The organism is Janthinobacterium sp. GW821-FHT03C10, assembly GCF_059420865.1.
Genome location: NZ_JBWKUN010000007.1, coordinates 112,291 through 134,121, shown reverse-complemented (window position 1 = coordinate 134,121; position 21,831 = coordinate 112,291). Strand labels below are relative to the sequence as shown.

Genomic DNA, 21,831 nt, shown 5'->3' with positions numbered 1-21,831 from the left:
CGTAAGACAGCTCCCGGCCAGATGGTTCCCGCCGGGAGTTTCTTTGCCCCCTTTGTGCAATTGCGCATCAGAACGCAGTGTGCAGCCCCTGTTACGCTTAACTTTGGAGAATGACATGAGTGCTATTGTTGATATTATCGGTCGCGAAATCCTGGACTCGCGCGGTAACCCGACCGTCGAATGCGATGTGTTGCTGGAATCGGGCGTGATGGGCCGTGCGGCCGTACCGTCGGGCGCCTCGACCGGTTCGCGCGAAGCCGTGGAATTGCGCGATGGCGACGCCAAGCGCTACTTCGGCAAGGGCGTGCTGCAAGCATGCGAAAACATCAATACCGAAATCTCCGAAGCCATCATGGGCCTGGACGCCAATGAACAGGCTTTCCTGGACCGTACCCTGATCGACCTGGACGGCACGGAAAACAAATCGCGCCTGGGCGCCAATGCCATCCTGGCCGTCTCCATGGCCGTGGCCAAGGCCGCCGCCGAAGAAGCGGGCTTGCCGCTGTACCGCTATTTCGGCGGTTCGGGCGCCATGCAGATGCCAGTGCCGATGATGAACGTCATCAACGGCGGCGCGCACGCCGACAACAACCTGGACATCCAGGAATTCATGATCATTCCCGTGGGCGCCCCGTCGTTCAAGGAAGCCGTCCGCTACGGCGCGGAAGTGTTCCACACGCTGAAAAAGATCCTGCACAAGAAGGGCCTGAACACCAACGTGGGCGACGAAGGCGGTTTCGCGCCATCCCTGGCCAACCATGAAGAAGCCATCAAGCTGATCATCCAGGCCATCGAAGAAGCGGGCTACGAGCCAGGCACGCAGATCGCCATCGGCCTCGATTGCGCCGCGTCCGAGTTCTACAAGAACGGCAAGTACGAAATGGAAGGCGAAGGCCTGAGCCTGACGGCCACCGAGTTCACCAACCTGCTGGCGACCTGGTGCGACAAGTACCCGATCATCTCGATCGAAGACGCGATGCACGAAGGCGACTGGGACGGCTGGGCGATCCTCACCAAGGAACTGGGCAAGAAAGTGCAACTGGTCGGCGACGACCTGTATGTCACCAACACCAAGATCCTGAAAGAAGGCATCTCGAAAGGCATCGCCAACTCGATCCTGATCAAGATCAACCAGATCGGCACGCTGACGGAAACCTTCGCCGCCATCGAAATGGCCAAGCGCGCCGGCTACACGGCCGTCATTTCGCACCGCTCGGGCGAAACGGAAGATTCGACCATCGCCGATATCGCCGTTGCCACGAACGCCCTGCAGATCAAGACCGGCTCGATGTCGCGTTCGGACCGCATGGCCAAGTACAACCAGCTGCTGCGTATCGAGGAAGACCTGGGCGACATCGCCAGCTACCCTGGCCGCGATGCGTTCTATAATCTGAAGTAAGCTGATGTAAAACCCACTGGCCGGCCGGAGAAATCCGGCCGGTTTGTTAACCGACTACCCCATGCGCCTGATTACGCTTGCCCTGGCAGCCCTGCTGCTGCTGATCCAATTTCCCCTCTGGCTGGGTAAAGGCGGCTGGTTGCGCGTTGCCGACATGGAAGCCCAGGTGGCGGTGGCGAATAAAAAGAATATGGAATTGAAGGCGCGTAACGCCAAGCTCGAATCCGAAGTGCGCGACCTGAAAGATGGCACGGGTGCCGTCGAGGAGCGTGCCCGCTATGAGCTGGGCATGGTCAAACAGAATGAGATTTTCGTGCAGATCGTGCGCAAGGGACAAACCCCGCCACTGCTGGAAACACCGGTGGACGCTGCTGCGCCGCACTGAGTCGTACTCACTTCCCGCTTGCCAGCCTGGACCGATTGCCAGGCTGACATATCATATTGTTACCTTGTTACCTTGTTGCCTTGTTACCTTGTACTGCTGCACACTATTGCCTTGCTGCTTGCTGCTTGCTGATCAGAAACGGGCCTTGCCGGTCGAGATCAGGTAGAAATGGATGCCGGTAACGACGACGGCTACGGCGATCAGTGCGGTTTCGAGAAACATCATATAAAAATCCTTTCAGAGTATTGAGTTAGCCGCGCGACGCCAGGAAACGCAATTCCGAAGCCAGATTCGGCATCAGCTTTTCGTAGCGGTTCGCTTCCGAGTTCAGCAGGGCGAAATCGCGCTTGCTTGGGCGCACATAGCGCTCGTCGTCGGCGCTGGTCGTCGCGGTGGCGATGACTTCCTTCTGCGCCAGTTCGCTGTACGGCTTGGAGGCGAGCAGGGCGCCCAGGAAGGCGCGCGTGGCGCGGCCCAGGTTGCTGAAGTAGTTGTCGTTGTCGTTGCTGTAGGTGTTGGTAAAAGTGGACATATGCCCTCCATGAATGGTCTGTTGTTGCATTGCACAATAATGGAGTTGGCGATATATGTCTAATTTCAAATTCCAATTTCAGAAATTCAAGAAACGAATAATAAGGGCGTAGCCGCCGGCCACGCCCTGAAAAAGAATTTGTTACCAAATGTTTATCCGGCGGCGATGCGTCCCAAACCGGGATCGTCGCTGAAAAAGCCGTCCAGTCCCGTCTCGATGTAACGCCGCATTTCCGCCACGGAACCGGCTTCGTTGCGTGCATTTTCTCCATTGCCGTCGCGGAAGTCGGCCGCCAGGAAACGGTTTTCCGGGCGGAAGGTCCAGGTGTGCAACAGCAAGCCGGCCTGGTGCGCATCGTCGACGATGGCGGTGGGCCTGGCCAGGCGCTGGTCGGCGCCCAGCGGGATGAGGCCGCGCGTGGGCGGCGCCACCACGTCCGCGTAGGCGGCGATGTCGCGCAGGCCGGCTGGTGTGGTCATTTGTCCAAACGTCAATTTTCCACCCGCCTTGACGACATCCATCGGGCGCACGTCGCCGCCCACCACCAGCTGCATCAGGCGCACGTTGGCGCGCCGTCCCAGCTTCTCGCGCAGATACTTCAGATTCGCCACCTCGAAGGACTGGATTTCGATCGGCGCGCGGCGCGTGTATTCGTGCGCCAGCATGGTCGACAGGAAACGGTCTTCCAGCGCCAGGCCCGCATCGCGGAAGTAGGTCGAGCTTTTCAGCTCCGGCACGAGGCCGATGACGCGTCCGCTGGCGGCTGATTGCGCTGCAACAAAATCGATGATTTCTTCCCAGGTCGGGATCTGGAATTGTCCATCGTACAAGGTGTTGCCGGTGCGCACTTTCGGCAAGCGTTCGATGGCGCGCAGGGTTTTCAGTTCCGCCAGGGTGAAGTCGTCGACGAACCAGCCTTCGTGCCATTCGCCGTCGACCATCTTCTTGCCGCGCCGGCCGGCAAACTCGGGCCGGCGCGCCACGTCGGTGGTGTCGATCAGATTGCTTTCGTGGCGCGCCACGAGCATGCCGTCGCGCGTGGCGACCAGGTCCGGCTCGACGTAGTCGGCGCCGTCGAGGATGGCCTTGGCGTACGAGGCCAGGGTGTGTTCGGGGCGCAGGGCGCTGGCGCCCCGGTGTGCGAACACCAGCGGACGGGTCGGGGGCGTGGCCAGCAGGCCGGCGGCAAAGCCCGGTGCTGCCGCCAGGGCCAGGCCGCCCACGGCCGCCTGGACGAAGTTGCGGCGCGAAAAGTGCCGTTGCGGCAGCACAGGGGCGAGATGCGGCGCGCGCATCAGAAATCCGCCGTCAAGGTCAAAAAGCCCTGGCGCGGGGCGATGGGGAAGGTGTTGTACGTCTTGTCGGCCGCGCCCACCACCACGTTCAGCGATCCTTCGCGATTCGCCAGGTTGCTGACGTTCACGCGCCAGCGCGGGTTTTTCAGCCAGCCGGCCATGGCCGGCAGCTTGCCCGACACGCCCAGGCCCATCAGGAAATAGCTGGGGACCGACAGATCGTTGGTGTACGTCGCGTAGCGCTTGCCCACATAGTCTCCCGTCAGTTGCACTTCGATATCGCCAAACGTAGCCGAGGCCACGAACTTGTTCAGCCATTCCGGCGAGCCGGGTACGTTCTTGCCGGCGGTCAAGACCAGCGCGGCGCCATTGTTGTAATTGTCCGCGTACTGCGAGCGGTTGTACGACAGGGCATTGTAGAACGAGAAATTGTTGCCGAAGTGCACAGTACCCGCGATATCGATGCCGTCCGTGCGCACGCTGCCCACGTTGGCCAGCACGGGGTTGCCGCCTATGATGGAGGAAATCACGGGCGTGGGGCTGATCTGCAGCAAACGGTTGCTGAAGTCGACGTGATATACATTGACCTGACCATCGATGGCCGTGATGGCGCCCAGGTTCAATGGGTGGCTGCCGCGCACGCCCACTTCATAGGTGAGGGCCGTTTCCGGCTTGGCGTCGCGCTTGAACAAATCAAAAGCGGCCTGGCTCGACAAGCTCCACGGCGAGGCGCCGCCGCCGCCATAGGTGACGAATTGGCGCATGTTTTTCTGGATATTGAAGTACAGCTGGTCTTGTGGCGTGACATCCCAGCGCGCGCCCACTTGCGGCAGGAACCATTTTTTCGTGTTGATGGTGCCGACCGGCAAGGCCGTCGAGCCGCCCGCGATGGCGCCCTTGGCCGGCTGCACGGGGAATTGGCCATCGGCAAACTGCAGGCTGGACTTGAAGCCCGCCTGCAGGGCGATATCGGGGCGGATGCGCCATTCATCCTGCAAGTGCAGCTGCACCACCTTGTTGTCGATCTCGCTGCCGTACTGCGTGATCAAGGGATTGCTGGGGCGGTCGTAGGGCGAGGTGGGGTTGTTCACGTCGAGCGCATACCAGCGGCGGTAGGCGGACGAGCGGTTTTGCTCGAGCCACAGGCCCGCTTCCAGCTGGTGCTCGCCGATTTCCTTGCGCACGGTGGAAAGGAAGCCGCCCCGCTTGATGTCGTATTCCGTCGTGCGCACGGCGTAGCCCGAGTTGCCGAAGACTTCCTTCAGGTTCTGCTTCGGGTAGTACACGCTGAACAGGCCCGGCAAGCCGGCCACGCCGATGGGGCCGGCCACCACGCCCGCGCCGTCATCCTTGTGGTAATACACCTGGTTGGACCAGGTCATGCCTTCGGACAGGTTGGCGTCGAACTTGGCGTAGGCCAGGTAATCGGTGCGCTGCGCATCGCTGTAGTAATTGCGGTAATTGTTGCCGTCGGCGGCGGGCGTGGCGCCCGTGGGCGACAGGTAGTTCAGGGCCGCCTTGAAGTCGGGGTACAGGAAGGGGCGCGTGTACGGTGCGCTCGTTTCGCCTGCCACGTGCACGGTGCTGTCTTCGTTCGGCTCGATCTTGTCCGAGTAATTGAAGAACAGGGTCAGCTTGCCCGCCTCGCTGCGGTTGATGTATTTGGCGTTGAATTGGTCGCCGCCCTGGCGCGCATCGAAATCCCAGGCGCGCGCTTCGTGGTGCAGGATGGAAAAGTAGGCGCTGCTGCCGTCGCCGAAAACGCCCGTGTCATAGCGGGCGAACGTGCGCGAGGTGCGGTGGCTGCCCACCGTCTGCTGCAGGCTGGCGCCTTGCGTGGCCAGCGGGTCGCTGGAATAGGTTTCGATGGTGCCGCCCAGGTTGCTGGTCGAGGCCGTGGCCAGGTCGCCCGCGCCCGAGGACAGCACGACGCTGCGCACGTTTTCGCTGATGACGGCGCGCTGCGGCGACAGGCCGTTGTAGTTGCCGTACTGCTGGTCGCCCAGCGGCACGCCATCCATGGTGTAGCCGAGTTGCTGGCCGGAAAAGCCGTGCACGAACAGCGACAGGTTCTGCTCGTTGTTGCCCCATGGATCGGCCGTCTGGAAGCTGACGCCAGGCAAGGTTTGCAGGGCTTTCAGGGGATTCGTGCCGGGCAGGATTTTCTGGATTTCATTCTTGCTGAGGGCAACCGAAGAACGCGTCTTGCGCGAGGAAATCTCCACGGTGGCCATCGGTGCGTTGTCGTCGGCAGCCGGGGCAGCAGCGGCTGCCATGTCGGTAGTGGCGGACGCCACGGCGGCGGCCACGGCCGTTTGCGCCAGGGCAGGCAAACTCAAGCCTGCGGCGCAGGCGCCCAGCAACACGTGGAAGGAATGGCGGCGCAGGGCCAGCGTCAAGTGGGGTGTCATCATCAGCCTGTGGAAAGTGGGAAGCAATACAAGCTGCGCAGCGTAACGGCGGCGCGTGACGGGCTGATGACGTATTGATGACGGAACGATGACAGTGGAAACAATTGCGCCGCCTCAAGGGCGGCGCGGCAGATTCATTGCGAAACTGTAATGCTTAGTTGATGCTGGCGGCTGGTGGAATCAAGACCTCGGCCGGCGCATCCGTGATGAACAGCTGCGCGCAATCGACCTTGTCGAAATCGTAGTGCTGGCCGCAGAAATCGCAGTTCACGCCCACGTGGCCGATTTCCTCCAGGGTGCTGTTGACTTCTTCCTCGCCCAGCATCTTGAGCATATTGCCCACTTTTTCGCGCGTGCAGGTGCAGTGGAAGCTCGGGTGCAGCGGGTCGAAGACGCGGATCGTCTCTTCCCAGAACAGGCGCTGCATCAGGGTGTCGATGTCGGTGGCGAGGATCTCTTCCTCTTTCAGGGTCGACGCCAGCATCACGGCGCGGTTCCACGTGTCCAGCGCGTCTTCTTCCGAGACGGGCGTCGCTTCCGCCTTGCCGCCGTGGTGCGGCAGTTTTTGCAGCAGCAGGCCGCGCGAGACGGTGTCGTCCGTGGCCAGCCACAGACGCGTATCGAGCTGTTCCGAGCGCAGCATGTAGTTTTCGATCACGGTCGCCATGTCGTCGCCGTCCAGCGGCACGATGCCCTGGTACGGTTGCTGGCCAGGCACCTTGTCGGCCGGGTCCAGGGTGATGATGAAGCGGCCCTTGCCCGTAGCGTTGAGCAATTGCGGCACGGTGGCGCCGTCGGCGATGGCGGCGTCCGGGTCCAGCTTGGCCGTGGCGCGCAGGCGCAGGTCGGAATCGCACTCGACGACCATCAGGCGCACGGGACCGTCACCATGGATTTGCATGATGATGGAACCGTTGAATTTCAGGTTGGCCGACAGCAGGGCGGCGGCGGCCACCATTTCGCCCAGCACTTTTTTCACGGCCGTCGGGTAGGCGTGGCGCGACACCACCTCCTGCCAGGTGGTCGATACGTCGATGAACTGGCCGCGCACGGCGGCGTTGTCGAAAATAAATTTTTGCAGGGTGTCCTGGCCGGTGGCGGCTGCGCTGACGGCGCCCGTGGTTTCAGTCGTCATTCTCTTATCCAATCTTCTTGAGTTGCGTATTAAATAGCTGGCCGCGCTGCACATAGTTCACGGCGTTGCCTTGTAGCCTGGTGATATCGTCTGCCGTCAGGGCCCGCACGGCTTTCGCCGGTGAGCCGATGATCAGCATATTGTCGGGAAATTCCTTGCCTTCCGTGACCAGCGCGCCCGCGCCGACCAGGCAGCCCTTGCCGATCTTCGCGCCGTTCAGGATCGCGGCCTGGATGCCGACCAGGGCGCCATCGCCGATCGTGCAGCCATGCAACATTGCCTGATGGCCGATGGTCACGTTCGAGCCGATGTCCAGCGGGTAGCCCGGGTCCGTATGCAGCACGGCGCCTTCCTGCACATTGCTGTTGGCACCCACGGTGATGCGTTCATTGTCGCCGCGAATCGTGGCGCCGAACCATACGGAACTGTTGGCGCCCAGGGTCACCTTGCCGATCACGTTGGCCGTGTCGGCAACAAAAGCGGAAGCATCAATCTGCGGCGCATCGGCGCCCAATTGGTAGAGTGTCATCGTCAGCCTGTGGCGGTGGTGGAAGCGCCGGGCATGGCCGGACGCGGAAGTTTTACGGTGTTGCGTACGCTATTTTACGCTGTTGCAGGACAAGTCCTGCCGCCGACCGCCAATCCGGTATAATTATCGAACGGTCGTACTTTTATATGCGCACTATCTACAGACACAGCATGTGGCGCCATCCGCGCCACTTTCAAGGCAGGCAATCAGATGAAACCCATGAAACTTTCCCGTTCCGAATTCATCAACATCCGTGGCGCCCGCACGCATATGCGCCACTGGGGCCGTGTAGGCGCGCCCATCCTGTTCATGGTGCATGGCTGGATGGACGTGGCCGCCTCGTTCCAGTTCGTCGTCGACGAGTTGCAAGGCGACTGGCACGTGATCGCGCCCGACTGGCGCGGCTTTGGCCTGAGCGACTACACGCAGTCCGACACCTACTGGTTCCCCGACTACCTGGCCGACCTGGACGCCATGCTGCTGCACTATTCGCCGGATGCGCCCGTCAAGCTGCTCGGTCACAGCATGGGCGCCAACGTGGCGGGCCTGTACGCGGGCGTACGCCCGGAACGCATCAGCCGCTTCATCAATCTGGAAGGCTTCGGCATGATGGCAACGCAGCCGGAGCAGGCGCCGGGCCGCTACGCCAAGTGGCTAGCTGAATTGCGCGAGCCGCCCGTCATGCGCAGCTATCCGAGTCAACAGGCCGTGGCCGAGCGCCTGCAAAAGACCAATCCGCGCCTGCCGGACGACCGCGCGGCCTTTCTGGCCGAACACTGGTCGGCGCAGAACGAGGCGGGCGAGTGGGACATCCTCGGCGACCCGCGGCACAAGCGGGTCAATCCCATCCTGTATCAAGTCGAAGAAGTGATGGCCTGCTGGCGCCGCATCACGGCGCCCGTGCTGTGGGTGGAGGCCGATGACACGAATATGTGGCAGTGGATGGGGCCCAAGGAGCAGGCGCGCATCGAGATCGACCGGCGTTTGGCCTGCATCAAGGATGTGCGCTGCGAGATGATGCTGGACGCGGGCCACATGCTGCATCATGATCAACCGGCGGCGCTGGCGCGCCTGGTGGAAGCATTTTTGGCCTGATGTGTGTCTGGAACGCTGCAGCGCGATTTGACAAGCAGCGTACAATGAAAACTTCTTCCATGCTGAGCCCGTGCAGGGTATTGTTTTCACATGCTTAAAGTTGACCTGCATTGTCATTCGAATATCTCCGACGGCGTACTGTCACCGGCCGCCGTGGCTGCGCACGCCCGCAAGGCCGGCGTCGACGTGTGGGCGCTGACGGACCACGATGAAGTGTCCGGCGTCGCCGCCGCGCGCGCGGCCGCGTTGGACCTGGGCATGCGCTTCGTGGCCGGCGTGGAAATTTCCATCACCTGGGCCGGCGAAACCGTGCACATCGTCGGCTTGCAAGTCGATGAAAACAACCCGGGCCTGGTGCAGGGCTTGCACCAGACGCGTTCGGGGCGCGACGCGCGCGGCCGGGAGATTGCCCGCCAACTGGACCTGGCCGGCATCCCCGACGCCTATGAAGGGGCCTTGAAATTCGTCGGCAACCCGGACCTGATGTCGCGCACGCACTTTGCCCGCTACATCGTGGAAATGGGCAAATGCGCGAACATCCCCGACGTGTTCAAGAAATACCTGTCGGAAGGCAAGCCAGGCTACGTCGAGCACCGCTGGGCCACCCTGGCCGAAGCCGTGGGCTGGATACGCGGCGCGGGCGGCGTGGCCGTCATCGCCCATCCGGGCCGCTATCGCTTCAGCGACATGGCGCAAGGCGTGCTGTTCGATGAATTCAAGCAACTCGGCGGCGTGGCCATCGAAGTCGTGACGGGCAGCCACAGTCCGGGCCAGTATCCGGAATACGCGCAGCTGGCCAACGCCTACGGCTTCCTCGCCTCGCGCGGCACGGATTTCCATGCGCCGGGCGAGTCGCGCGTGGATTTTGCCATGCTGCCGCCTTTACCATCGAATGTAACGCCTATCTGGCACGACTGGTTCTAGCTTGCAGCCAGGCAAATCTGCTGCGCGGCGCGCTTTGCGGCCGGCGATGCTCGCTGTACTAAAGTACAGCTGCGCTTCTCGGCCACAAATCACTGCCGCTCGCGACGATTTTCCTGGCTGCCGATGCGCTGGCGTATCGCCATAGCTGCTTGAAAATACGCCTGTCCGTACTTATCTTTTCGTTATTCTTGTCATACATAGTCATCTGGAGCCATCGCCCATGAAACGTATCGTCCTTTTTATCGCAACCAACCTGGCCGTGATGCTGGTGCTGTCGCTCGTCCTCAGCTTGTTGGGCGTGGGCAATCCGGCGCGGGGCAGTACCCTGAACCTGGGCAGCCTGCTGGTGTTTTCGCTGGTGGTGGGTTTCACCGGGTCCATCTTTTCCCTGTTGATCAGCAAGCCGATGGCCAAGTGGAGCACGGGTGCGCGCGTGATCGACAACCCGACCTCCTCGACGGAATTGTGGCTCGTCAATACCGTGCGCGCGCTGTCCGAGCGGGCTGGCATCGGCATGCCGGAAGTGGCCGTCTACGAAGGCGACGCGAACGCGTTTGCCACGGGCGCGTTTAAAAATTCGGCGCTGGTGGCCGTGTCGACAGGCTTGCTGCAAAGCATGAACCGCGATGAAGTGGAAGCCGTGCTGGGCCACGAGATCGCCCACGTCGCCAACGGCGACATGGTGACACTCACCCTGATCCAGGGCGTGGTGAATACCTTTGTCGTCTTCATGGCCCGCGTGGTGGGGTTCTTTGTCGATAACGTGTTGCTGAAAAATAACAACCGCGAAGGCGGCGGGCGCGGCATCGGTTACTTTGTGACCGTCATGGTGTGCGAAGTGATCTTCGGCCTGCTCGCTTCCATCATCGTCGCCTGGTTCTCGCGCCAGCGCGAATTCCGCGCCGATGCCGGTTCCGCCAAGCTCCTCGGCAGCCCCACGCCGATGATGCATGCGCTGGCCCGCCTGGGCGGCGTGCCGCCGGGCGAACTGCCGCAATCGATGCAGGCGCTGGGCATCAGCGGCGGCAATGGGGGATGGGGCGCGCTGTTCGCCACCCATCCGCCCATCGAACAACGCATCGCCGCGCTGCGCGGCGTACAATAATGCTAACTTAACAAGCTGGTTCGCCAGAACGCTTACACATGAGTCAATTTTTTCATATTCACCCTGAGAATCCGCAATTGCGCCTGATCAAACAGGCGGCGCAGATCATCCAGTCCGGCGGCGTCGTGGCCTTGCCCACGGATTCCTGCTACGCGCTGGTATGCCAGCTCGACGACAAGGGCGCCGTCGAGCGCCTGCGCCGCATCCGCGGCGTCGATGAAAAGCACCATTTGACCCTGCTGTGCCGCGACTTGAGCGAGCTGGGCGTGTACGCCCGCGTCGACAACCGCCAGTTCCGCCTGCTCAAGGCGGCCACGCCGGGCGCCTACACGTTTATCCTGGAGGCGACCAAGGAGGTGCCGCGCCGCCTCAGCCATCCTTCGCGCAAGACCATTGGCCTGCGCGTGCCGCAGCACCGCATCGTGCAATGTCTGCTGGAAGAACTGGGCCAGCCGCTGCTGGGCGCGACATTGACCCTGCCCGGCGACGAAGACAGCCTGACGGATGCCGACACCATCCGCGAGCGCCTGGAAAAACTGGTTGACCTGATCATCGACGGCGGCGTCTGCGCGCATGGTCCCAGCACCGTGATCGACTTGACGGGGCCGGAACCGGAAGTGGTGCGCGTGGGACGCGGCGACCCGGCCGTGCTGGGCTTGTAGAGGGGCATGGCGCGGCCGTTGCGGCGCCGCTCTTCATCTGTTCTTAATGACAACGTAAGAAAGGCCCCAGGGTGCCTCTGGTAGAATCGCGGTCATGAGCGATTTCAATACGATAGTCCAGACCGTTGCGGTGTACCTGGTGCCGGTGCTGTTTGCCATTTCCCTGCACGAGGCGGCGCATGGCTATGCCGCCCGTTATTTCGGCGATCCGACCGCCTCCGACGCGGGCCGCCTGAGCCTCAATCCGATCCGGCATATCGATCCTTTCGGCACGATCTTGCTGCCGTTAATGCTGTATTTCACGATCCAGGTGCCGTTCGGCTATGCCAAGCCGGTGCCCGTCGATTTCAGCCGCCTGCGCAATCCGAAGAAACAGATGGCCTGGGTGGCGTTTGCCGGGCCTGGCGCCAATTTCGTCATGGGCCTGGGCTGGATGATTGCCTTTGTCGTGCTCAGCGTGCTGCCGCCGACGGAAATGGGCATGTTTTTCCGCAAGATGGCAGGCGCCGGCGTCAGCGTCAATGCGGCCATGTTCGTCTTTAACCTGATTCCCGTGCCGCCGCTCGATGGCGGACGCATCATGACGGGCTTGCTGCCGATGCAGCTGGCGCGCCCGTACGCCAGCATCGAGCGCTACAGCCTGTATGTGTTCGGCGCCCTGGTGCTGCTGATGTACACGGGCATCCTGAACCGCGCCCTGCTGACGGCGATCGAATTTGTCATAGGCATTTTTGTCACCGTGGTCACGCCCCTGACGGCCCTGTTGACTTGATGCAAGCAACTGGATGGTTGTAAATAATTGATGGAAGTACCGATGCAAGTAATTGAACCAACAGTAGAAACCGAAACGATTTCCGGCTGGCTGCGCCGCTGGGCGCCCCTGATTCCCGGCGGCGAAGTGCTGGACCTGGCCTGCGGCGCAGGCCGCCATGCGCGCCACCTGGTGAGCCTGGGCCACCCCGTGATCGCGCTCGACCATGATCCGGAAATGCTGGAAAAGGCGGCCGGCGCGGGCATCACCACCTCGCTGGTGGACCTCGAAGCGCCGGGCGCCGTGTGGCCCTTCGCCCCAGGCCGCTTCGCCGGCATCGTCGTCACCAATTATCTGCACCGGCCCTTGCTCGAGGCGATGGTGGCCAGCCTGGCGCCCGATGGCGTGCTGCTGTATGAAACGTTTGCCGAGGGCAATGAACAGTTCGGCAAGCCGTCGAATCCGAAATTCCTGCTGAAGGAAGGCGAAATGCTGGCCTGGGCGGTGCAGCAGGGCTTGCGTGTGGTAGCGTATGAGGATGGGCGCGTGGAACAGCCAAAAGCTGCTCTAGTGCAACGAATTTGTGCGGTCCGGCCGGATTTTCCACGGCTGGCAGCCCTGCTGCCGACGTTTTGAGCGGCCATACTATGTCAGAATGCACCACAGGCGCGGGCTATCCGCTACAATCGTTGTTTTATTTATCGGCGCTATAAACTTACTATGATCAAGGGCAGCATTGTAGCAATCGTCACCCCGATGCACGCAGACGGCAGTCTGGACTTTCCAGGTCTGCGCAAGCTGATCGACTGGCATATCGCCGAGGGGACGGACGGCATCGTCATCGTTGGCACGACGGGCGAATCGGCAACAGTCAGCGTGGAAGAACACTGCGAACTGATCCAGTTGACCGTCGAACATGCCAAGGGACGCATTCCTATCATCGCCGGCGCCGGAGGCAACTCCACGGCCGAGGCCATCAAACTGACGCGCTACGCGAAAGACGCGGGCGCCGATGCTGTCTTGCAAGTGGTGCCGTACTACAACCGTCCTACCCAGGAAGGCATGTACCAGCACTTCAAGGCCATCGCCGAAGCCGTCGACATCCCTGTCATCCTGTACAACGTGCCTGGCCGCACGGTTGCCGACATGAGCAACGAGACCATCGTGCGCCTGTCCGCCATCCCGAATATCGTCGGCGTGAAAGATGCAACCGGCAATATCGGCCGCGGCATCGACCTGCTGCGCCTGGTGCCGGCCGACTTCGCCGTGTACTCGGGCGATGATCCGACGGCCATGGCGCTGATGTTCTGCGGCGGCCACGGCAACATTTCCGTGACGGCCAACGTCGCGCCGCGCGCCATGCACGAACTGTGCGTCGCGGCCATGGCGGGCGAGCGCGCCACGGCGATCGCCATCAATAACAAGGTATTCCCTCTGCACCAGAAATTGTTTGTCGAGCCCAACCCGGTGCCCGTCAAATGGGCGATGGCCGAAATGGGCCTGATGCCGGCCGGCATACGCTTGCCACTGGTGCCGCTGGCTGAAAACTGCCATGCCACCGTGCGCGATGCCTTGCGCGACGCCGGTGTTCTGTCTTAAGGCCGAACTTCAAGCCCGGACTTGACCAGTCCGGACCTTTCCTGATTCCAGCTGCTACTTAGCTTCTTATCCAGTTACGACATGACTAATTGCAAGAAAACCAAACCGGCGCCTGCCACCATCGCCGTCCGCGGCATCGTCATCGGCGCCGTCGCAGCCAGCCTCGCGGGCTGCGGCATGATCAGTTCGGTAGTCGGCGGCGACAAGGTCGACTACAAGTCGGTCAAGAAAGCCGGCACCCTGGACGTGCCGCCTGACCTGACACAATTGCAGCAGGATAACCGCTACTCCTTGCCCGACGCGAAAAACGGCGTGGCCACGGCTTCCGGCTACAACGCGCAGCGCAATGCCACGGCCGGTACCCCCGTCGTCGTGGGCGCCGACGGCGTGGTCGGTGTCGTGCCTGTGACGGCCGGCGGCGTGAAGGTCGAGCGCGCGGGCAACCAGCGCTGGCTGGTCGTCAAGCAGTCGCCTGAAGTGCTGTGGCCGCAGCTCAAGCAGTTCTGGGAAGATTCGGGCTTTACCATTGCTGTCGACCAGCCGACGGCTGGCATCATGGAAACCGAGTGGAACGAAAACCGCGCCAAGGTGCCGCAAGATTTTATTCGCAGCACCATCGGCAAGGCCTTCGATTCGCTGTACTCGACCGGTGAAAAAGACAAGTTCCGCACCCGCGTGGAGCGCCTGGCCGACGGTTCGACCGAGATCTACATCAGCCACCGCGGCGTGGAAGAGGTCGTCACGGGCCGCGACAAGGAAACCACCACCTGGACCGCTCGCCCGAACGATCCGGGCCTGGAGGCGCAATTCCTGGCCAAGCTGATGACGCGCCTGGGTGCCGCCAGCGACGATGCGCAAGCGAAGACGGCCGTCGATGCCGCCATCGTGCAGCCGCAGCACGCCAAGCTCGTGGGCGACGCCGCCACGCCGGCGCGCGCCATCGAAGTCGATGAAGGTTTCGACCGCGCCTGGCGCCGTGTCGGCCTGGCGCTGGACCGCGTCGGCTTCACCGTGGAAGACCGCGACCGCACGCAAGGCACGTATTTCGTGCGTTACGTCGATCCGGACGCGGTCAAGAAAGATGGCTTCTTCTCGAAGCTGTTCAGCTGGGGCTCGTCGTCCGACAAGGACAAGGAAGCGCAGCGCTACCGCGTCCTGGTCAAGGCCGGCACTGGCTCGACCAGCTTGGTCAGCATCCTCAGCAACGAAGGCAAACCCGATACCTCGCCAGTGGCCGAGAAGATCCTGGGTCTGCTGAATGATCAGTTGAAATAAGCGCTACATTCGCGGCAGGCATCAGAACCTGCCGCGCATAAAAAAGGCTGGCCAGGGAAACCGGGTCAGCCTTTTTTATTGCCTGCGTCCGGCGTTTTATCCTGCGGATAAAACGCCGGACGCAAAAAAGCCGGCCCTAAGGCCGGCTTTCTCTAGTGCTGGGTGCTAAATTACTTAGCAGCCGATGCAGCAGCCGAAGCGGCAGCAGCAGCGTCCGAAGCGGCCGAAGCAGCGCTCGAAGCAGCAGCAGCAGCGTCGGTAGCGGCCGAAGCAGCAGCATCAGCAGCAGCAGCTGGAGCAGCTTCAACTGCTGGTGCTGGTGCTGGGGTTTCAACTACTGGTGCTGGTGCAGGAGCTTCTTCTTTTTTGCTGCAAGCAGCCAGAGCAACAACCATCAGGGAGGCGATCAGCAGGGATTTTTTCATTTGTTTTCCTTAATTATTTCAAAAAATAAATCAATATTGTTGCGATGAATAATTACCGGTAATTATCGCTCGTTAGGTCGTCTTCGAAGGCTTTTCGTACCAGGTGGTGCCTGCCAGACAACGGAAACTTCCTAACCGAATATTATAGCGATTTTTGGTGCGTCGCAATAGGAGCAAGAGGCAAATTCGCAACTATTTTGTGATATCGCAATATTTACCGAAGCAAATTGCAAGCAAGTGTAAGCGATTTGCGAAAGCGCGACAAAACGATATAAAAATATTATGTTTCATTGCGCTGTCGCAGACGCTGCTATTCTACCTGCTGTAATACCACTTTTGCTACGCCGCGTCATTCAAGCCAGTTCGATCCAGCCATCCTGATACCAGGTATATAAGGCATCCATCACGTCATCGGAAGCCTGGGCCACGGCGGCGCCATCGAGGGCGCGTTCATTGGCCAGGGTTTCCAGGGCCGTTTTATCGGCCTTGCCAATGGCAAACGATTCGCCATTGATGAAGACATTCTTGCCACGATACAGCATCAGCGTCTTGCGCGACAACACGACACCCTTTTTCTGTGCGGCGTCCGCGAAGCGGCCCACCGTCAGCGGCTTGGACAGCGGCGTGAAAAACACGTTGTGCTTCGGTTCCGACAGGTGCTCGCCCAGGAAAATGGTCACGTCTTCTTCCGTGAAGCGCACCTTGTTCATTTCTTCCGTGATGGTGCTGAGCATTTCGCGGGGGATTTCCGCCGGTTTGCCCGATGCTTTCAGGTCCGGATCGCTGTAAATGCCCGGCAAGTCGATCGAGTCGGCCATGAATTGCAGGAACGCTTCGCCCAGTTCCTGGAACGATGGCGAGCGGAAACCGATCGAATACGTCTGGCAGTCGCCGATGGCCACGCCGTCGTGCGCGTAGTGGGGCGGCAAATACAGCATGTCGCCCGGTTCCAGGGTGAATTCTTCGTCGGGCGTGAAGTTGCTGAGGATTTTCAGCGGCAAGCCGTCGATCAGGCTCAAGTCCTTCTGCGCGCCGATGCGCCAGTGGCGCTTGCCCTGGCCTTGCAGCAGGAATACGTCGTAGGAATCGAAATGCGGGCCCACGCCGCCGCCGTCGGTGGCGAAGCTGACCATCAGGTCGTCCAGGCGCGCATCCGGCAGGAAGCGGAACTGGCGCAGCAGGGCGTCGGCCTTGGCGCTGTGCAGGTTGGCGCCCTGCACCAGCAGGGTCCATTCCTTCTGTTTCAGCGATGGCAGGCTGGTCAGCGGTCCTTGCTGCATGTTCCAGTGGCCATCCGCATGGCTGACCAGACGCGATTCGACGTGATCGAGGGTGGCCAGCTCGGCCAGGGCCTTGAAATCGAACAGCGCCTTGAAGCCAGGCACGGCTTGACGGATCAATAAGGGTTTTTTATGCCAGTAGTCGCGCAGGAACTGCGCCGGCGTGATATCGCCGAGGAGAGTTAATTTTTTCATGCGCCCATTATAACAACCGGAAATGCAGGAATGCGCCTGCCGTTGGCGGCGTGAAGGTATAATTTGCCAGCTTATACAATGAAAGGAAGCATAATGAAGATTGCCAAAAATACGGTCGTGACTGTCAACTACAAACTGTCAGACGCGCAAGACAATCTGATCGAAGACGGCCGTCAGCCGATGGTCTACCTGCACGGTGATTATGAAAACACCCTGCCGAAGATCGAAGAAGAGCTCGACGGCAAGGAAGTTGGCTATTCCAACACGATCCAGATCGAACCGGACGATGCTTTCGGTGAATACGATCCAGCCCTGGTCAAGGTCGAGCCGCGCAACCGCCTGCCTGAGCCGCTGGAAGTGGGCATGCAGTTCGAAGGCATGCCGGAAAGCGATTCGCCGGACGAAGAAGCGATGATCTTCACCGTCACCGATATCGCCGACGACAAGGTCGTGCTGGATGGCAATCATCCCCTGGCCGGCATCGCGCTGCGCTTCTCGCTGACCGTCGCTGACGTGCGCGAAGCCACCGAAGAAGAAATCGCCCACGGCCACGTGCATGGCGCACACGGCCATGACCATGGCGATGATGAAGATGAAGGCGACGAAGGCGATCACTTCCGCACCCACCCGATCCACTGAGGACTCCTGACCAAACCTACTGCGCGTAGCGGGGCGCGGCCGGCGATGCTCACCGTACTTTATGTACGGTTGCGCTTCTCGGCCACGCCGCGCAGCTGCTCGCGACGGTTTTGTCAGGCGTCGTGACGCTGGTGGATTGAATGAATAAAGGCCGACTTCGTCGGCCTTATTTTTTATCGGCGCACAGTCGACGCCTTGGCCCTCGCTTGCGCCGATGGGCGGGTGGCACGTTGACGCACCTCAAAGAATGGCGTCTTGCCGGGCCGTACGGCGATGGCGGACCAGTCGTTGTCGATGCTGACGTGGCCCAGGTTGCCTTTCCAGCGGATTGTCGGCGCGCCCGTCCTGGCTGCGGCCTTTTTATTTTTTCCCTCCTTGCCGTCCGCGTCGCCATCGCGCCGCGTATCGACCAGCAAGACCTTGCCGCTGAACTTCTTCGCCAGGGTGCGGATCTGCTTGCGTGGTCCCGCAAAGCCGTCCTGTTTCGAACTGAAGCTGGGCAGCAGCGAATTATCGTCTTCGTCCAGCGCGCCCACGTCGCCGTCCGAGAACAGCACGATGCCGTCCAACTGCTTGCGCTGCGCCATGGCGAACAGGCGCTGCAGCCAGGAACGGTTGGCCACCAGGCGGTCTTCGAATTCGCTGTTGCGTCCCGCTTCTGGCAGGAAATGGTTGTTATTCGCGGGCAGGTTGATGGTGGCAAACAGCACGCCGCCGTATTCCCAGTGGGCGTTTTCCGCATAGCTGCGGAATTTCGCCGTCGATGAGAGCCGCGACAGGGGCAGCTTGCGCTGGCCCAGGCTCTGGTCGTCGGCGAAATACACGTCGCGCAGGCGGTTCAAGCGCTCGATGGCGTTGATGCGGCCGCGCGAATTGCGGCAGTTGGCCCAGTCGCTGGCCGACAGCGAGACGATCAGCGGCGGCCCGCTGGCGTCGAGCAAGTCCTTGCGCTGGCTGTACAGCTTGTCGCTGCACGATTCGCTGGCGGCCTTGATGCCGGTGGCTACCACAAAGGAGGCATTGAAGGCGCTGGTGTCGGCGATGGCTTTCTTCAGGGGGCCATCGTCCGGCCCCGCGTTGAAGGAATGGCCCAGCACGGCAAACTCGAAGCCTGCCTGGTCGCCCTGGGCCGCCAGCGCCGCTTGCCATGGCAGGCTGACGGCCAGCAAGCCGGCGGCCAGCAGGCGGATCGTGGTCATGCGGCGGCCAGCCGTTTCAACTGATACAGCTGTTCCAGCGCATCGCGTGGCGTGAGCGCATCGGGATCGAGGTCGGCGATGGCGTCGAGCAGGGCTTGCTGCGCTTCATTGAGCGCGGCCAGCGGCGCCGCCGCTGCCTCTTCTTCCTCTTGCGCATACGGATCGGCGGAAGGCAGCGCGAACAGGTCGCGCTGCGGCGTGGCGTCGAGCGCCTGCGCTTCCAGGCGCGCCAGGTGCTTGCGCGCGGCCTTGATCACGGGCTGCGGCACGCCGGCCAGCTGGGCCACCTGCAAGCCGTAGCTTTGCGAGGCGGGACCGGCTTGCACGGCGTGCAGGAAGACGATGCTGTCCTTGTGTTCGACGGCGGACAGATGCACGTTGGCGGCGCTCGGGTGGCTGTCCGGCAGTTGCGTCAGCTCAAAGTAGTGCGTGGCGAACAGGGTGAAACTGCGGCTGGTATCGATCAGGTGGCGCGCGATGGCCCAGGCCAGGGCGAGGCCGTCGAAGGTCGAGGTGCCGCGGCCCACTTCATCCATCAGCACCAGCGAATGCTCGGTGGCGCCGTTCAAAATCGCTGCCGATTCCGTCATTTCGACCATGAAGGTCGAGCGGCCGCCGGCCAGGTCGTCGGTGGCGCCGATGCGCGTGAAGATGCGGTCGATGGGGCCGATGGTGGCGGACGCGGCCGGCACGTAGCTGCCCACGTAGGCCAGCAGGGTGATCAATGCCACCTGGCGCATGAAGGTCGATTTACCGCCCATGTTCGGACCGGTAATCAGCAGCAGGCGGCGTTCGTTGACGAGGCGGCAATCGTTGGCGATGAAGCGTTCGATCTGCTTTTCCACCACGGGGTGGCGGCCTTCGACGATGTTGATGCACGGCTCGTCGACCAGTTGCGGCGCGGCCCAGTTGTGCTGCTGCGCATGTTCCGTCAGCGCATTCAGGGTGTCGAGCTGGGCCAGGCCCTGAGAAATGGTCTGCAAGGTGCCGATGTGCGGCGCCAGCTCGGCCAGCAGCAGGTCGTACAGCAGTTTTTCGCGCACCAGGGCCTTGTCCTGTGCCGACAGGGCCTTGTCTTCGAACACTTTGAGTTCCGGCGTGATGTAGCGCTCGGCGTTTTTCAGGGTCTGGCGGCGGCGGTAGTCGTCCGGTACCTTGTCCGTCTGGCCGTGCGTGACTTCAATATAGAAGCCGTGCACCTTGTTGTATTCGACGCGCAGGTTGGCGATGCCCGTGCGCGCCCGTTCGCGCGTTTCCAGGTCGAGCAGGAACTGGCCCGCGTTTTCCGACAGGGCGCGCAGTTCATCGAGTTCCGCGTCGAAGCCGGTGGCAAACACGCCGCCGTCGCGCACCATGGCGGCCGGTTCCTGCGCCACGGCGCGCACCAGCAAATCCAGGCAGGCCGTCGGTGTCGCCAGCGCCGCGTGGATGGCAGCCAGCAGACCGCTTTCGCCGCCCTGGCCAGGACTGTAGCAACGGACCACGTCGCCGCGCAGGGCCGGCAGTTGCAGCAAGCCGTCGCGCAGGGCGGCCAGGTCGCGCGGACGCGCCGACAGCAGCGCGATGCGCGTGGTGATGCGTTCGATATCGGGCACTTGCGCCAGGGTGGCGGCGAGCGGAGCGGCCGCTTCGCTTTGCGCCAGCGCGGCGATGGCTTCATGGCGCGCGCGGGCCACGTTCTGGTCGCGCCGCGCATGGTGCAGCCAGTGGCGCAGCATGCGCGAGCCCATGGCTGTGCGGCAATGGTCCAGCAGGGAAAACAGCGTCGGCGATTCCTGGCCGCGGATGGTTTCCGTCAGCTCCAGGTTGCGCCGCGTGGCCGCGTCCAGGCCGATGAATTCGCTTTCCGTTTCCGTCGTCAGCGAGCGCACGTGCTGCAAGCCCCGTCCCTGCGTCGATTGCGCATAGCGCAACAGCGCGCCGGCCGCGCCGAATGCGGCGCCGAGGCCATCGGCGCCAAAGCCCGTCAAGGTCGCCACGCCCAACTGGTCGAGCAAGGCCTTGTGGCCGCCCACCACGTCGAAATGCCAGTCCGGCACGCGGTTGATGTGGGTGCCCGCGTAGTCGTCGAACAGGTTGCCGTTGTCGCCGCTGAGAATTTCCGCCGGCACGATGCGTTCCAGTTCCTGCTGCAGGCGCGCCGCCACGGTGGCGCTGTCGCCGGAAAACTCCATCAGTTTCAAGGCGCCGCTGGCCAGCGACAGCCAGGCCAGGCCCGTGGTCACCGTCTTGCGCTGCGTGATGCTGCACATGGCCAGCAGCGGGCGCTCGGCCTTTTCTGGCAGCAAGTCCGCATCCGTCAGGGTGCCCGGCGTGACGACGCGCATGACCTTGCGCTCGACCGGCCCCTTGCTGGTGGCCGGGTCGCCGATCTGCTCGCAAATGGCCACCGACTCGCCCAGCTTGACCAGCTTGGCCAGGTAGCCATCGAGCGAATGAAACGGCACGCCGCACATCTTGATGGGGTTGCCGCTGGCCACGCCGCGCGCCGTCAGGGTAATGCCCAGCAGGCGTGAGGCTTTTTCCGCATCCTCGAAAAACAGCTCATAGAAATCGCCCATGCGATAGAAGACCAGCATCGTCGGGTGGTTTTCCTTGATGGCGATATATTGCTGCATCATCGGCGTAAGTTTGCTCTTGGCGATGTTTGTCAGTTCGGTATTTGACTGCATATTCATTGTAAGTCTTTGATTTTAAGCGTTGTTCTGTATCGTGTTCGTGTGCTTGGCGGAGCCTGCGCGCATCGTTGTCGTCCCTCGCCTTGCACGGCGGGGATGCTCATTAAATATACGCGTGATCAAATTTTTCGCAGCAGGCCACACTTTACCATCACCGGGTGGCGAGGGCTGCGACGACTTGTGAGGGGTGAGATGAATTTTTGTCAAAGCAGTACGCTTGACGGCGGGCGCGTGGCGCCGCTGAGGTGCCGGCAGGATTTCCCTATCCGATAGTCGCGGACATCGGCCCTGTCGCGCGCGGATTGCAGGGTGTACGCG

Annotated in this window: 20 protein-coding genes; 11 read left to right on the top strand and 9 right to left on the bottom strand. The window is 61.9% G+C overall.

Annotated elements, in window-relative coordinates:
• Nucleotides 1-115: 115 nt before the first annotated feature.
• Entirely contained in the window at nucleotides 116-1,399 is a 1,284-nt protein-coding gene (gene eno / locus AC07VH_RS22605; RefSeq protein ID WP_070260371.1) for a phosphopyruvate hydratase, read from the top strand.
• A gap of 61 nt (nucleotides 1,400-1,460) precedes the next feature.
• A complete protein-coding gene (ftsB, locus tag AC07VH_RS22600) occupies nucleotides 1,461-1,784 on the top strand; it encodes a cell division protein FtsB (RefSeq protein ID WP_035821182.1) in 324 nt (107 codons plus the stop codon).
• Nucleotides 1,785-2,034: 250 nt separating this feature from the next.
• Here the strand turns inward: ftsB and AC07VH_RS22595 are convergent, their stop codons facing one another.
• From AC07VH_RS22595 to AC07VH_RS22575, 5 genes are all read right to left on the bottom strand, one after another.
• Nucleotides 2,035-2,316 (bottom strand): hypothetical protein, encoded by a 282-nt coding sequence (locus tag AC07VH_RS22595; RefSeq protein ID WP_475417261.1) that lies wholly within the window; start codon nucleotides 2,314-2,316, stop codon nucleotides 2,035-2,037.
• A gap of 152 nt (nucleotides 2,317-2,468) precedes the next feature.
• Nucleotides 2,469-3,587, bottom strand: a complete 1,119-nt coding sequence (locus AC07VH_RS22590) for a glycerophosphodiester phosphodiesterase (RefSeq protein WP_489630788.1) — start codon at nucleotides 3,585-3,587, stop codon at nucleotides 2,469-2,471.
• 23 nt (nucleotides 3,588-3,610) lie between these two features.
• Entirely contained in the window at nucleotides 3,611-6,025 is a 2,415-nt protein-coding gene (locus tag AC07VH_RS22585; protein WP_494789029.1) for a TonB-dependent receptor, read from the bottom strand.
• A gap of 151 nt (nucleotides 6,026-6,176) precedes the next feature.
• Entirely contained in the window at nucleotides 6,177-7,157 is a 981-nt protein-coding gene (hslO, locus tag AC07VH_RS22580) for an Hsp33 family molecular chaperone HslO (protein WP_475417263.1), read from the bottom strand.
• A 4-nt stretch (nucleotides 7,158-7,161) separates the two neighbouring features.
• Entirely contained in the window at nucleotides 7,162-7,686 is a 525-nt protein-coding gene (locus AC07VH_RS22575; protein ID WP_494789028.1) for a gamma carbonic anhydrase family protein, read from the bottom strand.
• A gap of 219 nt (nucleotides 7,687-7,905) precedes the next feature.
• Between AC07VH_RS22575 and AC07VH_RS22570 the strand changes: the two genes are divergently transcribed.
• From AC07VH_RS22570 to bamC, 8 genes are all read left to right on the top strand, one after another.
• Nucleotides 7,906-8,781, top strand: coding sequence for an alpha/beta fold hydrolase (locus AC07VH_RS22570; protein ID WP_494789027.1), 876 nt, complete (start codon nucleotides 7,906-7,908; stop codon nucleotides 8,779-8,781).
• A 90-nt stretch (nucleotides 8,782-8,871) separates the two neighbouring features.
• Nucleotides 8,872-9,705 carry a 3',5'-nucleoside bisphosphate phosphatase gene (locus tag AC07VH_RS22565; protein ID WP_494789026.1) on the top strand — a complete coding sequence of 278 codons (834 nt, stop codon included), beginning with the start codon at nucleotides 8,872-8,874 and terminating at the stop codon, nucleotides 9,703-9,705.
• A 220-nt stretch (nucleotides 9,706-9,925) separates the two neighbouring features.
• Entirely contained in the window at nucleotides 9,926-10,810 is an 885-nt protein-coding gene (gene htpX, locus AC07VH_RS22560; protein WP_070303511.1) for a protease HtpX, read from the top strand.
• Between the two features lie 38 nt (nucleotides 10,811-10,848).
• Nucleotides 10,849-11,472 (top strand): L-threonylcarbamoyladenylate synthase, encoded by a 624-nt coding sequence (locus AC07VH_RS22555; RefSeq protein WP_436503514.1) that lies wholly within the window; start codon nucleotides 10,849-10,851, stop codon nucleotides 11,470-11,472.
• Nucleotides 11,473-11,566: 94 nt separating this feature from the next.
• Complete coding sequence (locus AC07VH_RS22550; RefSeq protein ID WP_489630130.1) at nucleotides 11,567-12,244, top strand: site-2 protease family protein; 678 nt, start codon at nucleotides 11,567-11,569, stop codon at nucleotides 12,242-12,244.
• 42 nt (nucleotides 12,245-12,286) lie between these two features.
• Nucleotides 12,287-12,859 carry a class I SAM-dependent methyltransferase gene (locus AC07VH_RS22545; RefSeq protein ID WP_489630131.1) on the top strand — a complete coding sequence of 191 codons (573 nt, stop codon included), beginning with the start codon at nucleotides 12,287-12,289 and terminating at the stop codon, nucleotides 12,857-12,859.
• An 84-nt stretch (nucleotides 12,860-12,943) separates the two neighbouring features.
• On the top strand, nucleotides 12,944-13,822 hold the full coding sequence (dapA, locus tag AC07VH_RS22540; protein WP_494789025.1) for a 4-hydroxy-tetrahydrodipicolinate synthase: 879 nt from the start codon (nucleotides 12,944-12,946) through the stop codon (nucleotides 13,820-13,822).
• Nucleotides 13,823-13,903: 81 nt separating this feature from the next.
• On the top strand, nucleotides 13,904-15,097 hold the full coding sequence (gene bamC / locus AC07VH_RS22535) for an NlpB/DapX family lipoprotein (RefSeq protein WP_494789024.1): 1,194 nt from the start codon (nucleotides 13,904-13,906) through the stop codon (nucleotides 15,095-15,097).
• Between the two features lie 170 nt (nucleotides 15,098-15,267).
• Here bamC and AC07VH_RS22530 read toward each other — a convergent pair whose 3' ends face one another.
• A complete protein-coding gene (locus AC07VH_RS22530) occupies nucleotides 15,268-15,522 on the bottom strand; it encodes a hypothetical protein (RefSeq protein ID WP_071650198.1) in 255 nt (84 codons plus the stop codon).
• Between the two features lie 353 nt (nucleotides 15,523-15,875).
• A complete protein-coding gene (locus tag AC07VH_RS22525) occupies nucleotides 15,876-16,997 on the bottom strand; it encodes a cupin domain-containing protein (RefSeq protein WP_287779030.1) in 1,122 nt (373 codons plus the stop codon).
• Between the two features lie 93 nt (nucleotides 16,998-17,090).
• Here AC07VH_RS22525 and AC07VH_RS22520 point away from each other — a divergent pair, with 93 nt between their 5' ends.
• Nucleotides 17,091-17,636 (top strand): FKBP-type peptidyl-prolyl cis-trans isomerase, encoded by a 546-nt coding sequence (locus tag AC07VH_RS22520; protein WP_035821149.1) that lies wholly within the window; start codon nucleotides 17,091-17,093, stop codon nucleotides 17,634-17,636.
• A 173-nt stretch (nucleotides 17,637-17,809) separates the two neighbouring features.
• Here AC07VH_RS22520 and AC07VH_RS22515 read toward each other — a convergent pair whose 3' ends face one another.
• Nucleotides 17,810-18,835 carry a hypothetical protein gene (locus AC07VH_RS22515; protein ID WP_494789023.1) on the bottom strand — a complete coding sequence of 342 codons (1,026 nt, stop codon included), beginning with the start codon at nucleotides 18,833-18,835 and terminating at the stop codon, nucleotides 17,810-17,812.
• Entirely contained in the window at nucleotides 18,832-21,507 is a 2,676-nt protein-coding gene (gene mutS / locus AC07VH_RS22510) for a DNA mismatch repair protein MutS (protein WP_494789022.1), read from the bottom strand. Before mutS ends, AC07VH_RS22515 begins: the two co-directional genes overlap by 4 nt.
• Nucleotides 21,508-21,831 lie beyond the last annotated feature (324 nt).